The sequence below is a fragment of the Photorhabdus sp. RM71S genome (assembly GCF_042879355.1).
Taxonomy (GTDB): domain Bacteria; phylum Pseudomonadota; class Gammaproteobacteria; order Enterobacterales; family Enterobacteriaceae; genus Photorhabdus; species Photorhabdus kayaii.
The window spans coordinates 71,612-86,818 of the sequence record NZ_JBHFKV010000018.1 but is presented as its reverse complement, the minus strand read 5'-3'; the positions used below and the strand labels follow the sequence as shown (position 1 = coordinate 86,818).

Sequence of the window (15,207 nt, the reverse complement as noted above, 5' to 3'; positions counted from 1 at the left end):
GATTCTCTGGGATAACACCACGCAGACAGGTAATGACCAGAAAACAGAAGTGGCGCATAACCGCACGGCGATAATTAAAAACGATGATGATGAAGCCGTGCAGGGCTTTCAAACGCTTGAAGTCGGTCAAAATCAAACGGTGACCGTTAAAGGTCAGCAAGCCCTTTCTATTGGTAAAAGTCATCAACTGAACATCACCGATAACCAGCAAATCACTGTGGGTAAACATATCACGGTGCACTCTGAAAGCGGACAAATCACCATTGGGAACGCAGGCGGGCAGATAGTTATTGACCCAATGGGCAATATCCGTATTGAAGGCGTCAGCATCACTATGACCGACCATATCACCGGCAAGAAATCCGCCGGTGCGCTGTTTGACTACTCTGCCCGCTATACCCTGCTCAGCGAGCAAAGCGATAAGCCGTTGGTGGATGTCCCCTACACCATTACCACTGGCGATGGTCAGGTCATCCCGGGTAAAACTGACGCGTTGGGCAGAACGATGACCGTACAGAGTGCGGCAGAAGAAAATCTGCAACTGAGTTCACCAGAAAACCCACCTAAACCGAAGCAAACCTTATATCAGGCCAGTGATAACACACCGGTAGAGCATGTTATGGAATTTACGGAGGAATAAGTATGGCAATATCCAACAACGGCAAGATGTGCCCGGCTGTCACATCAATCACCTGTACGATGGAAATAGGTGTCTTTCCTGCTGATGAAGATCCCTGTTATCTGGCGAGAAAAGCCGAATATGCCCTGCGCCTGCCGGCAATGATTATCACCAAACTGGGGGCTATTCGCTTTCTTAATCAAGTCATTATGAGTGGGTTGATTAAGGTTGAGGAACTTAAACATGACTTCCTGTGGCCCTATAAAGCGGAAGTGGTGTTTGCTATCAGAGGAGAGCAAGATGTCCCCTTACCCATGCTGGCGACTAGCCAAGACTCTAAACAGCGTTATGGTGGTAATTTGCCGCAGTCCAGTAATCCGTTTGCCCGACCTTCTGCTGAAGACGCGGAGAAATTTGGTGTTGTTAGTATCCGTCGGCCCGATATTATTCTGGTTAGAGATGAGGCTCTTCGCTGGCCGGGCAGAAATGCCACCTACTTCGATGGTTCTGTGCACCTCGATAATCTGAAAATGTTGATTGAGGTGAAATTTCCGGGGGATGATCTAAGTAGAGATCAGGAATTGGATTATATGCTAATTGCGACAGAAAAACGTTTTGGTGTATTGCGCGTCATAGATAATCGCACTGAGGAGCAAAAACAGTATGATGAAGCGTGGCGAAAACATTATCAACCCGGTTCCCAACACTATAAAAATCCCATCCCACTAGCCCCTCTACCGCCGGGTTCGCCGCCTGATGACGAAGCTTTACCCACCCCTCCCGTAGAGGGTGTACCGGGGACCATTCCGCAACCCCTGACAAAAAATCCACCGCTTCTCAGCACTTCCCGCTGGTCGTTTTTACCCAGCTATGAAGACTGGGTTGTCCTCGGGCAGGAGGTGGCGGGTCTGGCCGAAGATGGGTTGAGTTATGTCCGCGACAGTACCCGGGAGCTCCTTGCCCAGTTTGGTATCTGGTTCAATCAAGCCGGCAAGTGGGTGTGTAACGAGGTTATTGACCCGATAAGCCATCAGGTCAGCTACGCTTTTTCCTGGGTTAATGAACAAACGGGGAAAATCGTGACCTGGACGGAGAGTGAGATAAAAGCCCGGTGGCAGATTGTGCAACAGGGTTCAGATATCACCCTGGAAGAGCTAAAAAACATTAGCTGGATGCAGATATTAAAAGAGGTGGGTGAAGGCATGCTGGAAATGGTGGTGATTATTGCCGGTGTTGCCGTTGTTGTCCTGGTCACCCTTGCCGTCGCTGCTGCACTGATTGCACTGGTGGAAATTTTAGCTGCCGCAGTAGCAGCCAGTACCGCCGCGTTAGCCGCCGTCCTGGCAATACTGGCGAGTGTGACATTCGCCACTGTTTCATAATTAACGGAGAGAATATGGATACTTCAGATTACTTTGCCCAGTTGAAATCACAACTGACCGCGTTTACCTTCCTCAATGGCGATGGGCTGACTGTTTCTCGTCTTGGGATATCTATTACCCTGTTTTTTAAACAAGGCTACACCCAGGAGAAAAAACAACGCATTCTGGCCTGCTACCGGCGCTTTCACGAAGAGTTTGGCCCTTACCTGCGTTTTCATCGTCATTCACTGAAGGGATTAAAAAAATATTCACCGGAAAATATTACCAAAGTGGAAGAAGGCATTCTGAATCAGAAAAAAAACCAGCTTTCTACCTGGGATATCAGTGACGCCAAAAATATCTATGAAGCTCCCCGCTATCTGATGCATTACCTGGATTCCCGAGAAATTGATGGTGACGATGGTAGTTCCTACCTGAGTTTGGTGCTGCCCTGGGATTATTTGAAAGAACAAGAGGGCATGGCCCGATTTATGGCCTGGCTGGACTTTCTGTGTGAACAACTCGAACCGGACAGTGGGGACTGCGGTTATTGTCTGGTGCTGCCCAGAGATTACCATGACTACTTTCCCTTAGAATACCAGCTAGCGCAACGTTACCCTGCATTGCAGGTTAATTCTGCGGTTCATACAGCAAAGTTACAATATGGACACTCCATCCGTGGCATAAACTGGATCACCTTGCTGTCCAAACGCTTTGTAGAACGGTTAGGGGGGGAATTCTGGATACGTCATGTGCTGGCCCGCCACCTCTACCCGGATGTGGTGATTACGCCTTACTCCAATGGTCTGATGATCCGGGCCGGTCAATACCCGGACTTAACACCGCTACCGGGCAGTGTCCCGGAGAGTTATTTTGCTATTAACCAATTGATACGTCCGATACGGGTCATTCCCCGTGAAGGCCATTCATTGCACTTCTATGGTGAAGGTCATTTTAATTCAACTTCCACCCTGGCCTGGTATGCCCGTTATGACCGAGGCCCGCTACAAGTGACCCCTATGAGAGGGGACCATCCTGCACTGGTCAGCGGGATCTGGCAAACCGATAGCTTGCCTGATAAGCAGTACTTCTTTGCTCAGGGGACGATGGCTTTTGATGTTGAAGGTGCAGAGACGGGCACAACTGTATGGCATCTGATACGGGAAGCGGCAAATATGTGGGAATAATAGATTATCCGCCGCCTCATAATTCACGGAGAAAATGATGGAAACTTTAGATTACTTTGCCCAGTTGAGATCACAACTGACCTCTTTTCTTTTTATTAATGGTGATGGTCTAACTGTTTCCCGTCTGGGTCTCTCGATTACCCTGTTTTTTAAACAGGGTTACACCCAGGAGAAAAAACAGCGCATTCTGGCCTGCTACCGGCGCTTTCGCGAAGAGTTTGGTACCCACCTGCGTTTTCATCGTCATTCACTGAAGGGATTAAAAAAATATTCACCGGAAAATATTACCAAAGTGGAAGAAGGCATTCTGAATCAGAAAAAAAACCAGCTTTCTAGTTGGGTAGTCAGTGACGCCAAAAATCTCTATGAAGCCCCTCGCTATCTGATGCGTTATCTGGATTCCCGAGAAATTGATGGTGACGATGGTAGCTCTTACCTAAGCCTGACACTGCCTTGGGATTATCTAAAAGGGCAAGAGGGCATGACCCAGTTTATGGCCTGGCTGGATTTTCTGTGTGAACAACTCGAACCGGACAGTGGGGACTGTGGCTACGGCCTAGTCATCCCCAGAGATTACCATGACTACTTTCCCTTAGAATACCAGCTAGCGCAACGTTATCCCTCCCTGCAAGTCAATTCTGCGGTTCATACTGCGGTATTACAGTATGGACATTCTATCCGTGGCATTAACTGGATCACCCTGCTGTCCAAACGATTTGTAAACCGACTGGGTGGGGAATTCTGGATACGTCATGTGCTGGCCCGCCACCTCTACCCGGATGTGGTGATTACGCCTTACTCCAATGGTCTGATGATCCGGGCCGGTCAATACCCGGATTTAACGCCGCTACCGGGCAGTGTCCCGGAGAGTTATTTTGCTATTAACCAATTGATACGTCCGATACGGGTCATTCCCCGTGAAGGCCATTCATTGCACTTCTATGGTGAAGGTCATTTTAATTCAACTTCCACCCTGGCCTGGTATGCCCGTTATGACCGTGGACCGCTGAATGTGACCCCTATGAGAGGTGACCATCCTGCTCTGGTCAGCGGGATCTGGCAAACCGATAGCCTGCCGGGTCAGCAGTACTTCTTTGCTCAGGGGGCGATGGCTTTTGATGTTGAAGGGGCAGAACCGGGCACAACCATCTGGCATTTAATACGAGAAACGGAAAATATAACGGAGTAAATGATGCGAAGTGTAGTGGAAGGAAAAAAAATTATCCTGAAAGGTGATACCACAACGACCGGAGGCGATGTTTTAAATGGTTCCGGTTTGGTAAACCAACAACTATCGGTTGCCTGTAAAGGTGACCCGGTGTTTTGTCCCGTCTGTAAACAAACCGGCGCGATTGCGGAAGGTTCTAACTTATTCAATATACAAGGAATACCTGTCGCGCTGGAGGGACACTTGGTTAATTGTGGTTGCCCGACCGGCGCTTGTCGATTAAAGGTACGGTCATAACTATTAAATGCTAACGCCTTGAATTGAAATACCCGTAAAACCAGGGCTGGTTTTAAACGGTGATTAAAAGTCATTTTTTTACCTCTGGTTTTAATCGGTATCTGGTTTTAACCATTTTTTATCTTTTGGATATATGCTTTTTGCTAAATTTAAACATTATGATATATCGTGGTTTTACGTTTAAACGAACGTTAAATAAGGTTTCATAATTCCGTTACACATGGTTTCCTTCAACCCATTGTTATGCATAGGGTTGTTAGTAGATAAGGTGTAGCACCATTTTGGAAAGTTAGTTAATCATATCCGATTTATTTTTACTGATACTGTTTTACTAACATTGTTTTACTGGCAATTTTGCGGGTTTTTATAAATAATCACCTTTTATTTTTTTCTTTATAAATCACTAATAAATAGTTCTCTAGTATAGAGATACCATTAATGTTTTTTTTAGGATAACTCCTTTTTTAGCGCTTAAATCCAGCTAAATTAATCGTTTTATCTCTTCTTTAATCGCATTTTTATTGATTTTTTCGTAAAACGATGGTGAAAAAATACTTTAATGTCAATCTATTCTATTAATGTTATTTTACGTGATTATTGCTTTTCAACCTTCGGTTAATGGTTAGTTAATTTCGACTAAATGTCATTAATCACGCTACTGAAAACTTTAATTTTCTTGATTAAATCAGTCTGTTGAATGAAGTGTTTAATCCCTCTCTGTTTGTCTTTTTAAATAGTCATAGCTGGTTAGGTAAATGTAAAATAAGTGGAGTGTAGTATTACCGATTTACCGATAAGTGGATTAAAAATAGCACGGAATAGGTTGTTTTTAGTCACTCTGTACCTTTTAAAAAGCGGGCTAATGTGGTGCCTATTTTTTAATCCTTAGTTGATTAATCACCGGTAAAAGGGAAATGTAAGTTAAAAAAGTAATGTTAAAAATATGATAAGCTTATACAGCGGTTTTCATTCTGAGGGGTTGCTTATTTTTAATTGTAAATCTATTGTAACGAAAGGTTTTTATTACTTAATTGTGGTAAATCTAATAAAGGTTTTTACATTTTCTGAATCGTATTTAACGTCCTTGTTTTCATTAAACTGATAGGCAGCTTGAAAGATGACGGGTATATTCTTGTTATTGGGTTAACGCTGTTATTTTTTTTCACCTTATTTAATCAATTTAGAACCTGTTTTTTCTGATGTTTTCTCTTCCAATGTCAGCATGACATCGGACTTTTTACCCGCTTTTAAAAATCCTTAATCAATTCTTTTTACTTTTGATGATTAAAGTTTTTACCTGTTTTTTCCGGGGTACGCTTGGCCTCTTTATCCAGCTTTTAAAACCACACTGACAGATAAAAAAGGCTTTTTTAACAATTGCCCCGTAAATCCTAGCCCAATGCGAGGGTTTACGGCGGTTTTTGCTAATCCCCATTTTTCTGGCTTTCGCCACGCCAGTACTCAGAGCATAAAGGTGGCTCATAAATTCATAGCTAAATTTGTTAGCTTTCTTGCAGATTTAATTGATTAATTTGCATAACCAGCCTTTCCTGCACATCATGGAAGTTATTGTATTTACCATTATCTATTAACTAAAACTTATGATTAGAGTTGCACTTATTGACGACCACGTAGTCGTCCGTTCCGGTTTTGCACAATTACTCACGCTTGAAAATGATCTTGAAATCGCCGGGCAATACGCCAATGCCAAAGAAGCCTGGTTGGGTTTACTCAGAAACCCGATTGATGTTGCCGTGATGGATATCGCGATACCGGATGAAAGTGGTTTGCACCTGCTCACTCGGTTACGGCAAAAACGGCCTGATTTTCGTACCATTATTCTCAGCATTTATGACACCACCGCATTTGTACAAAGCGCATTGGATGCCGGCGCCTGCGGCTATCTCACCAAACGATGCGGCCCGGAAGAATTAGTACAGGCAGTACGTTCCGTACATCAAGGGGGATGCTATTTGTGTGCCGATGCACTAAAAGCACTGCGTCAAACATCACAGAAAGTTACAGCACTGCAAATTCTAACCCCCAGAGAACGGGAAATATTTGATCTGCTGATCAATGGTATTAATGTTAAAACTATCGCAGAACAACTCTATCTCAGTCATAAAACTGTTCATGTTCACCGCGCCAATATTCTTAGCAAACTCCAGTGCGATAGCACCATTGATCTGGTTCATTACGCTCTGCAACACCAGATTCCAATGGGGAATCCATGAACAGAGGATCACGATTTGGCCTGTTATCACTCTTTCTGCTGATTTTTTATTCGCTGAGCTGGCTTGCTCTGTGGACCATCAGCTTCTACCTGAATGACAATGGACAACAAGCTGCACTACTTCTGCCACAAGGGTTGCGGCTAGCGCTGTTTATCCTACTGGGACGTCGTTACTTGCCCACCTTATTAGCCACTGAGATTATTATCCTGCTATGGCTCGGCAGCGAACAACTTATTACTCACAATATCATTCTGTTATCACCCTTTCTCAGCCTAATACCCACCCTTATCGTGCAACAATTCTGGTGGCGCTATCCCCTGTATTGGCAACGGCTCTCAATTCTGCTGGCTGGCGTAGCCGCCAATAGCGTATTGCAGGCTGTTTGTCTGGGATTTACGCTGACTGCCGGCACCAGCCACCTGTTTCTCACCTCGTTAACCGGTGGAGTTTTATTGTCACCTTTTGTTTATCTGATCTATGAATATCTACGTCAGCAACATCTAAAAAATATGCTGCAACCGAGTGACCCTGATCCTCAGTTACGCCCTTCTTTGTTGATGTGGTGTTGTCTATTCTGCTTGCTAGGATTAAGCGCCCAGATCTTTATGTCACCAGAAATTGAAAACCTTTTGGTGATTCTCATATTTATCCCTAATGTCTTTATGGCCTACCGTTATGGCTGGCAAGGCGGCGTACTGGCGGCTTTACTAGGGAGCCTAATGATCACATCAGCTCGGCAATTCAGTGGCGCTTTTAACGATTTAGGCGAACTGGAAATGTTCCTGACCATTCAGGCCCTCTTAGGCATAGGTCTGGGGATAGCAATCAGCCGCCAACAACAGCTCGCTGAAAATTTACAACGTTACCATGAACTCTTAGAGCAGGAACTAACCGCCCGCCATACTCTGATGAAGAAGCTGGTTCACACAGAAGAAGATATTCGTAAAAGTATTGCCCGCGAGTTACATGATGAAATTGGTCAGAATATTACTGCCATTCAAATTCAGGCAACGCTGATAAAACGTACAGCCATCACCCCGGCAACAGAAATGATCGCAGAACAGATCAATAACCTGGCCCAACAGATCCACCAATCCACCCGTCAATTATTACGCCAATTGCGCCCACCGGTTTTGGAAGAGATGTCCTTAGAAAAAGCGCTTCACCATCTGATCCATGAATTTGCGTTTAAAGAACAACATATTGATTGTCGGTTGGACTACCAGCTTCCTCAAAATCCAACCAATGAAACGGTGGTTTTTACCCTTTACCGTCTGGTTCAAGAGTTACTGAACAACGTTAGTAAACATGCCAAAGCGACTCGAATCGCTATCATCCTGCGGCAACACCGGGATGTGATCGAACTCAGAATCAGTGATAACGGCATCGGCATTACAGAAGATAAAAGAAAAGGTGGATTTGGCCTCCAAGGTATTGAAGAACGTATCCGCGCGTTAGGTGGAGATTGGCAGTTAAGTAATGATAACGGCACACGCATAATTGTTAAGCTGCCCACAAATTCCGATGAAAATCAGGCATAACTAGGAATTATTCCTAGTTTCCTAAAACCTTATCCCATCCATTTTCATCAACCTTTCTTTATATACCCTATGGATTTCAAGATGGATCGCGACGGCAAGGGAGCGAATCCCCGGGAGCATAGATAACGATGTGACCGGGGTGAGTGAGTGCCGCCAACAAAGAGGCAACTTGAAAGATAACGGGTATATTTCATTTTCATGGAGGAGCCGGGTATGCAAACCACCAGCCAGAAACAGATTTCACAACACTATCACCGCTGGCGCAGCCGTTTGCTGATTTCCATGATCATTGGCTATGCCGCATTTTATCTGACGCGAAAAAGCTTCAACTTTGTTATGCCGGTTATGCAGTTGGAACTGGGATTGGATAAAGGGCATATCGGCTGGATAACCACTCTGTTCTATCTGACTTACGGCAGCTCAAAATTTATTTCTGGTGTATTTCATGATCACACCGGTTATCGCTGGTTTATGGGTGCCGGATTAGTGATGACAGGTGTGTTAAACATTATCTTTGCTTTCTGCTCATCATTTTCTGCACTGCTGATCATCTGGACACTGAACGGCTTCTTTCAGGGCTGGGGATGGCCCCCCTGCGCCAGATTGCTGACACACTGGTACTCCCGCAATGAACGCGGCTTCTGGTGGGGATACTGGAATACCTCCATTAATATCGTCGGTATTACCGTCCCGATATTGTCCGCTTTTCTGGCGACAACTTACGGCTGGCAAACAGCGCTGATGATGCCGGGAATTATTGGCATTTTATTAGGCATCTGGCTCTGCCATCAGTTATGTGGCACCCCACAACAGCACGGTTTGCCCAGTGTGGGGCAGTGGCGGCAGGATTCACTGGAGCTTCGACATGAACAGCTATCGCACCCCATGCCGATGATGCAGATACTACGGGATACCATCTTAATTAACAGAACTATCTGGTTGCTAGGATGCTCCTACATTCTGGTCTATCTCATCAGAATGGCGATTAACGATTGGGGAAACTTGTGGTTGTCAGAAACACATGGCGCCAATCTGCTCAGTGCCAATGCGACGCTCTCGCTATTTGAACTCGGTGGTTTAACCGGCGCTCTGTTTTCCGGTTGGGGATCTGATTTACTGTTCCGCGGCCAACGCGCCCCAATGATTCTCCTGTTTGCTCTTGGGCTATTCGTGACTGTCACCGCATTGTGGCTCACTCCCATTCATCACTATGCGCTGTTGGCAGTCTGTTTTTTCAGTATCGGTTTTTTTGTATTTGGCCCGCAAATGCTGATTGGGCTGGCAGCAACGGAATATTGCCATAAACAAGCTGCCGGCACCGTCACGGGTTATCTGGGATTGTACGCCTACCTAGGCGCAGCAATCGCAGGCTGGCCACTAAGTCAGGTGGTTGCCCACTATGGCTGGTCAGGGATGTTTGCCCTGCTCACCGCCGCAGCCGCCATGATGGGTTTGCTGTTGATGCCACTGTTAATGGCAGACGTTGGTAAAAGGGAACATATGGCAAGGGTAGCCTCGCTACTTTCTAATAATAAGCAGTTTTGAATACTAAGGACAAAATAATGAAACTGAAACCTCTCTCTACACTTATTGCAGCCGGTCTGGCCGTTGCTGCATTTACCAACAGTGCTCAGGCCGCCGGACGTTTGATCGTTTATTGCAGCGCGACTAACGCCTTGTGTGAAACTGAAACCAGAGCATTCGGTGAAAAATATAATGTAAAAACCACTTTTGTCCGTAACGGTTCAGGCAGTACTCTGGCAAAAATTGAAGCCGAAAAACGCAATCCACAAGCAGATATCTGGTACGGCGGGACTCTGGACCCGCAATCTCAAGCGGGAGAGATGGATCTACTAGAACCTTATAAATCCCCTAATCTGACACAAATCATGCCACAGTTCCGCGACCCGGCTAAACGTAAAGGCAACTACAGCTCCGCCGTTTACGTCGGTATTCTCGGCTATGGCGTCAACACTGAACGTCTAAAAGAGAAAAATCTGCCGATTCCAACCTGCTGGAAAGATCTCACCAAACCGATATATAAAGGCGAAATTCAGATTGCCGATCCTCAAAGTTCAGGCACCGCTTACACCGCGTTAGCAACCTTTGTTCAGTTATGGGGCAAAGATCAGGCATTTGATTACCTGAAAAAACTAAACGTCAACATTTCTCAGTACACCAAATCCGGTATTGCCCCAGCACGAAATGCCGCTCGCGGCGAATCCGCGATTGGTATCGGTTTCCTGCATGATTACTCATTGGAAGTAGAAAATGGCGCCCCACTAAAACTTATCGCGCCATGTGAAAGTACCGGTTATGAAATCGGCGGCGTAAGTATCATCAAAAATGCCCGCAATATGGACAACGCCAAACTGTTTGTTGACTGGGTGTTATCCAAAGAAGCTCAGGAATTGAGTTGGAAGAAAGGAAAAGCTTATCAGATCCTGACCAATACCAAGGCGAAAGCTTCTCCTTTGGCGCTTAAATTATCCGATCTGAAACTGATTAATTACGATATGGATAAATATGGCGCCAGTGATGTACGCAAAGAGTTAATTACCAAATGGGTGACAGAAGTGAAAATGGCTAAATAAAGTCAGTCAAGGGCGGATCACCTCCGCCCTTAAGAAGCTATCTCACAATAATAATAAAATGGAAGGAAATTATGTCTCACGCATTTACCCTGCCTATCAGACAGAAGCAGGATGCCGTGTTCTGGTGGATTGCTCTAATGTGGCTGGCCTTCGCGCTTTTGCCATCATGGAGCCTGGACTACGGCCTATTCGACTCTACTCAAGATGAACTTCTTGCCGCCTATGGCTGGAACAGATTAAACATCAGTTTACTGTGGTTCCTGTTACCCTCAGTGCTACTACTACGCCCACTGACACCAGCAAACCGCAATCAACATCGACGCCACTATTTTGACGCTGGTTATGCTTTATTATGCGCTCTATTTGTGGTTATTAGCGCAGCTATTATCGGTCGTGGGCTAGGCTACTCGACGATTTTCCTGTTTATCTCACTGGGCGCGATTATTACTCTGGCTCTGTCTCGCCTTGAATGGCTTGGTGGTGACAGTTTTGTTATCGGCTCATTGGTCGCGGTTATTGCCCTAATCGGCATATTTATCCTTTATCCGAGTATTGCCATCTTTATTCCGATGTTTACGGATGATGCCGGTCAGTTTGCCCCATTTGCTTTTATATCGATCCTGGGGCAGGCACATATTATTCAGGTTATCATCAACTCCATTCTGCTCTCTCTAGCCGTTGGTATAGGTTGCACTTTCTTCGGGCTGGTACTGGCAATTTATACCGCCAGAATCGCCCGCCGTTCCGCCATTATTGGCCGGGTATTCTCTATCTTACCCATCGTAACGCCACCGTTTGTGGTTGGTTTAGGCGTCACCCTAATGATGGGCCGTTCCGGTTATATCACTGAATTTATGGCAACCTGGTTTGGCCTAACCAACACCAACTGGCTGTATGGCTTTACCGGCATCTGGCTGGCGCAAGTTCTAGCCTTTACGCCAATGGCATTTATGATCCTTGATGGCGCTATCAAAACCATCCATCCCTCATTGGAAGAAGCTGCTTATACTCTGCGAGCCAATCGCTATCAGACATTCTTCAATGTTTTTATTCCGCTGTTAAAACCGGCACTGGCGAACGCTTTCCTGATTGTCATTATCCAGTCTCTGGCAGATTTCAGTAACCCATTGGTACTGGGCGGTAGCTTTGACGTACTGGCGACCCAGATCTATTTCTATATCACCGGTTCTCAACTCGACTATCAGGCCGCCAGTACTCTCGGCGCTTCACTGCTGGTTTTCTCATTACTGGTCTTCTGCGTGCAATATCTGTGGATTGGTAAACGTTCCTACGTCACGGTTTCCGGCAAATCCTACCGTGGTGACGTACAACCGTTGCCAACTTCGCTGGTTTGGGGGGTCTGTGTCATCCTATTTATCTGGGTTGTGTTCAACATTTTGTTATACGGCAGCATCTTCTACGGCAGTTTCACCGTCAACTGGGGAGTGGATTACACTCTGACCTTAGATAACTTCATCAAACTGTTCGGTCAAGGTCTGCACGATGGCGCATGGCCATCATTACTGGATACCCTGCTCTACGCCGGTATCGCCGCCCCCATTACCGCGATCCTCGGTCTATTGATTGCTTACATTGTCGTACGCCAGGAATTTCGCGGTAAAAAAACCATCGAATTCACCACCATGCTATGCTTTGCCGTACCGGGTACCGTCGCCGGAGTTTCCTACATTCTGGCCTTTAATGATTCACCTTTTTATCTCACCGGAACCGCAGCCATCGTCATTATCTCCATGACCATGCGAAACGTGCCGGTAGGTATCCGAGCAGGCATTGCCGGTCTTGGACAAATTGATAAATCACTGGATGAAGCTTCACTCAGCCTGCGCGCTGGATCGATGAAAACCATCTTCCATATACTGTTACCCTTACTGCGTCCGGCGATTTTATCTGCACTGATCTACAGCTTTGTTCGTGCGATTACCACCGTCAGCGCGATTGTCTTCCTGGTCACACCAGACACCCGCGTAGCAACCTCTTATATTCTGAATCGAGTGGAAGATGGTGAATACGGGGTTGCTATCGCTTATGGCTCGATCCTGATTGTGGTTATGCTGGCCATTATTTTCTTATTTGACTATCTGATTGGCGAAGCGCGGATCTCTCGCTCCAAAGCCAAAAATGCACAGTAATCACGGAGTGACGATATGACACAACAAAATTTTGTCGAACTGAAAAATGTAACCAAACGGTTCGGTAGCAACACCGTGATCGATAATCTGGAACTATCTATTCCGCAGGGACATATGGTCACGCTGCTAGGGCCATCCGGCTGCGGTAAAACCACCGTATTGCGTCTGGTCGCCGGGTTGGAGAAACCTAGTGAAGGTAAGATTTTCATTGACGGTGAAGACGTTACAGATCGCTCTATTCAGCAACGGGACATCTGTATGGTATTTCAGTCCTATGCCCTATTCCCGCATATGTCACTGGGGGAAAATATTGGCTACGGGCTGAAAATGTTAGGACGGCCTAAAGCGGAGATACGCGAACGGGTTAAAGAGGCACTGGAGCTGGTGGACTTAGGCGGCTTTGACGATCGTTACGTAGACCAAATCTCTGGCGGGCAGCAACAGCGTGTTGCTCTCGCTCGCGCACTGATCCTCAAACCTAAAGTGTTACTTTTCGATGAACCGCTGAGTAACCTTGATGCTAATCTGCGCCGCAGTATGCGCGAGAAAATCCGCGAATTACAGCAGCAATTTAATATCACCTCGCTATACGTTACTCATGATCAAAGTGAAGCATTTGCCGTTTCCGATGCGGTGCTGGTGATGAATAAAGGTAAAATCATGCAAATTGGCACGCCACAAACACTCTATCGCCAGCCAGCATCTGAGTTTATGGCAAGTTTTATGGGAGATGCCAATATCTTCCCGGCGACTTTAGGTGCTGATTATGTCGAGATTTTCCAATATCGCCTGCCACGACCAGCAAACTTTACCACCAACCGACAATCGGTAACGGTAGGCGTCAGACCGGAAGCCATTACCCTGAACCGGGATGGAAATATCAGCCAACGCTGCACCATCAGCCATGTGGCTTACATGGGGCCACAATATGAAGTCACCGTAGATTGGCAAGGGCAAACGCTGTTATTACAGATTAACGCCACCCAATTGCAACCCAATGTCGGCGATAATTACTATCTGGAAATTCATCCGTTTGGGATGTTTATTTTGGCAGAGCAAAGCAGCCGTTAATTTGATTGCAAAAAATCCTGACTTTCCGATCAAGAGGCCGCCAGTTGGCGGCCTGTAACCCTCAAGAATGTTTTTCAATGACCAAATCAACGCCCTCATTTTTTATTTTTAAGATTATCCTAGCCTTATATACAAAAAAACGTATGATTGGATATACAAAATTTAGTATAATGGATATCAAATGCGGAAACATCTTAGTTTTATCGATAGCAGCCTTGACGATTTACGGTCTTTTCCCGAAGACGCCAGACAGAACATTGGGTTTCAGCTTGATCGGTGCAACAGGGGCTGGAGCCAGATGACTGGAAGCCATTAACTATTGTAGGAACTGGCGTTCGCGAAATTCGTGTAAGGGACGAAAGCGGTATTTATCGGGCGATGTATATCGCTAGATTTGAAGAAGCTGTTTATGTACTGCACTGCTTTCAAAAGAAAACACAGGCGACCAGTAAGCAGGATGTGGAGCTTGCCAGAAAACGCTTTAAAGCACTTATACAGGAACGGAAATTATGAAAATACAGACTTTTGAAAACGTATGGGACGCGATCAGTGATACACCGGAACAAGCCGAAAACATGAAGATCCGAGCGCAGCTAATGAATATGCTCAATGAATGGATAGCAAAAAGGGGATTTACCCAGGCTGAAGCCGCCAGAATGTTAGGGATTACCCAACCCCGTGTTTCAGAACTTGCCAGAGGGAAAATACAGCTTTTCAGTGTGGATAAACTGATTGCAATGATGGCTCATGCAGGTCTGTATATTCGGCATATTGAGATAAGCGAGCCGGAAGTCGCTTTAACCGAGTTACCCGCCGTTTAATCCTTGCAAAAGTGAGATCCCGTGCTTAATGCGCTGAATTTCACTTTTACCTGACAGCTCCCATGCCGTAGCGGGCTGATTGTGAAAAACCAATAATCCTTCCGCTTGAAGAAGCTATGCGCCAATTGCCCATTCAGGCAATAAGCAGTTCATTGATAGATTGA

At 45.8% G+C, this 15,207-nt stretch carries 11 protein-coding genes and 2 pseudogenes; all 13 read left to right on the top strand.

The window, feature by feature from the left end; genetic code table 11:
* A pseudogene (locus tag ACGF5R_RS11690) lies at positions 1 to 640 on the top strand (type VI secretion system tip protein VgrG); the annotation flags it as partial.
* A 2-nt stretch (positions 641 to 642) separates the two neighbouring features.
* Entirely contained in the window at positions 643 to 2,001 is a 1,359-nt protein-coding gene (locus ACGF5R_RS11685) for a VRR-NUC domain-containing protein (protein ID WP_387690954.1), read from the top strand.
* 14 nt (positions 2,002 to 2,015) lie between these two features.
* The gene (locus ACGF5R_RS11680) at positions 2,016 to 3,167 is read left to right on the top strand and encodes a DUF3396 domain-containing protein (RefSeq protein WP_387690952.1); all 1,152 of its coding nucleotides are present in this window, start codon (positions 2,016 to 2,018) and stop codon (positions 3,165 to 3,167) included.
* 37 nt (positions 3,168 to 3,204) lie between these two features.
* Complete coding sequence (locus ACGF5R_RS11675) at positions 3,205 to 4,356, top strand: DUF3396 domain-containing protein (protein WP_387690950.1); 1,152 nt, start codon at positions 3,205 to 3,207, stop codon at positions 4,354 to 4,356.
* A gap of 3 nt (positions 4,357 to 4,359) precedes the next feature.
* Positions 4,360 to 4,632 (top strand): PAAR domain-containing protein, encoded by a 273-nt coding sequence (locus ACGF5R_RS11670; RefSeq protein ID WP_265380211.1) that lies wholly within the window; start codon positions 4,360 to 4,362, stop codon positions 4,630 to 4,632.
* A gap of 1,601 nt (positions 4,633 to 6,233) precedes the next feature.
* Positions 6,234 to 6,866 (top strand): response regulator transcription factor, encoded by a 633-nt coding sequence (locus tag ACGF5R_RS11665; protein ID WP_112877052.1) that lies wholly within the window; start codon positions 6,234 to 6,236, stop codon positions 6,864 to 6,866.
* Complete coding sequence (locus ACGF5R_RS11660) at positions 6,863 to 8,407, top strand: MASE1 domain-containing protein (RefSeq protein WP_112877053.1); 1,545 nt, start codon at positions 6,863 to 6,865, stop codon at positions 8,405 to 8,407. Before ACGF5R_RS11665 ends, ACGF5R_RS11660 begins: the two co-directional genes overlap by 4 nt.
* A 213-nt stretch (positions 8,408 to 8,620) precedes the next feature.
* Positions 8,621 to 9,952: an MFS transporter family glucose-6-phosphate receptor UhpC gene (gene uhpC, locus ACGF5R_RS11655; RefSeq protein ID WP_387690948.1), complete on the top strand. Its 1,332-nt coding sequence runs from the start codon at positions 8,621 to 8,623 to the stop codon at positions 9,950 to 9,952.
* A gap of 17 nt (positions 9,953 to 9,969) precedes the next feature.
* Positions 9,970 to 11,001 (top strand): ABC transporter substrate-binding protein, encoded by a 1,032-nt coding sequence (locus ACGF5R_RS11650; RefSeq protein WP_112877055.1) that lies wholly within the window; start codon positions 9,970 to 9,972, stop codon positions 10,999 to 11,001.
* Positions 11,002 to 11,072: 71 nt separating this feature from the next.
* Positions 11,073 to 13,151, top strand: coding sequence for an ABC transporter permease (locus tag ACGF5R_RS11645; RefSeq protein WP_387690946.1), 2,079 nt, complete (start codon positions 11,073 to 11,075; stop codon positions 13,149 to 13,151).
* Between the two features lie 15 nt (positions 13,152 to 13,166).
* Positions 13,167 to 14,222, top strand: coding sequence for a ferric ABC transporter ATP-binding protein (fbpC, locus tag ACGF5R_RS11640; RefSeq protein ID WP_387690945.1), 1,056 nt, complete (start codon positions 13,167 to 13,169; stop codon positions 14,220 to 14,222).
* A 181-nt stretch (positions 14,223 to 14,403) separates the two neighbouring features.
* Positions 14,404 to 14,735: pseudogene (locus ACGF5R_RS11635) on the top strand (type II toxin-antitoxin system RelE/ParE family toxin).
* Positions 14,732 to 15,043 (top strand): helix-turn-helix domain-containing protein, encoded by a 312-nt coding sequence (locus tag ACGF5R_RS11630; RefSeq protein WP_387690943.1) that lies wholly within the window; start codon positions 14,732 to 14,734, stop codon positions 15,041 to 15,043. The pseudogene ACGF5R_RS11635 and the gene ACGF5R_RS11630 overlap by 4 nt, the downstream one beginning before the upstream one ends.
* Positions 15,044 to 15,207 lie beyond the last annotated feature (164 nt).

What these genes read in the sequence shown, in the direction of transcription:
- ACGF5R_RS11650 (WP_112877055.1), top strand. Translation starts at nt 9,970, where the DNA reads ATGAAACTGAAACCTCTCTCTACACTTATTGCAGCCGGTCTGGCCGTT.
- ACGF5R_RS11645 (WP_387690946.1), top strand. Translation starts at nt 11,073, where the DNA reads ATGTCTCACGCATTTACCCTGCCTATCAGACAGAAGCAGGATGCCGTG.
- fbpC (WP_387690945.1), top strand. Translation starts at nt 13,167, where the DNA reads ATGACACAACAAAATTTTGTCGAACTGAAAAATGTAACCAAACGGTTC.
- ACGF5R_RS11665 (WP_112877052.1), top strand. Translation starts at nt 6,234, where the DNA reads ATGATTAGAGTTGCACTTATTGACGACCACGTAGTCGTCCGTTCCGGT.
- uhpC (WP_387690948.1), top strand. Translation starts at nt 8,621, where the DNA reads ATGCAAACCACCAGCCAGAAACAGATTTCACAACACTATCACCGCTGG.
- ACGF5R_RS11630 (WP_387690943.1), top strand. Translation starts at nt 14,732, where the DNA reads ATGAAAATACAGACTTTTGAAAACGTATGGGACGCGATCAGTGATACA.
- ACGF5R_RS11670 (WP_265380211.1), top strand. Translation starts at nt 4,360, where the DNA reads ATGCGAAGTGTAGTGGAAGGAAAAAAAATTATCCTGAAAGGTGATACC.
- ACGF5R_RS11685 (WP_387690954.1), top strand. Translation starts at nt 643, where the DNA reads ATGGCAATATCCAACAACGGCAAGATGTGCCCGGCTGTCACATCAATC.
- ACGF5R_RS11660 (WP_112877053.1), top strand. Translation starts at nt 6,863, where the DNA reads ATGAACAGAGGATCACGATTTGGCCTGTTATCACTCTTTCTGCTGATT.
- ACGF5R_RS11675 (WP_387690950.1), top strand. Translation starts at nt 3,205, where the DNA reads ATGGAAACTTTAGATTACTTTGCCCAGTTGAGATCACAACTGACCTCT.
- ACGF5R_RS11680 (WP_387690952.1), top strand. Translation starts at nt 2,016, where the DNA reads ATGGATACTTCAGATTACTTTGCCCAGTTGAAATCACAACTGACCGCG.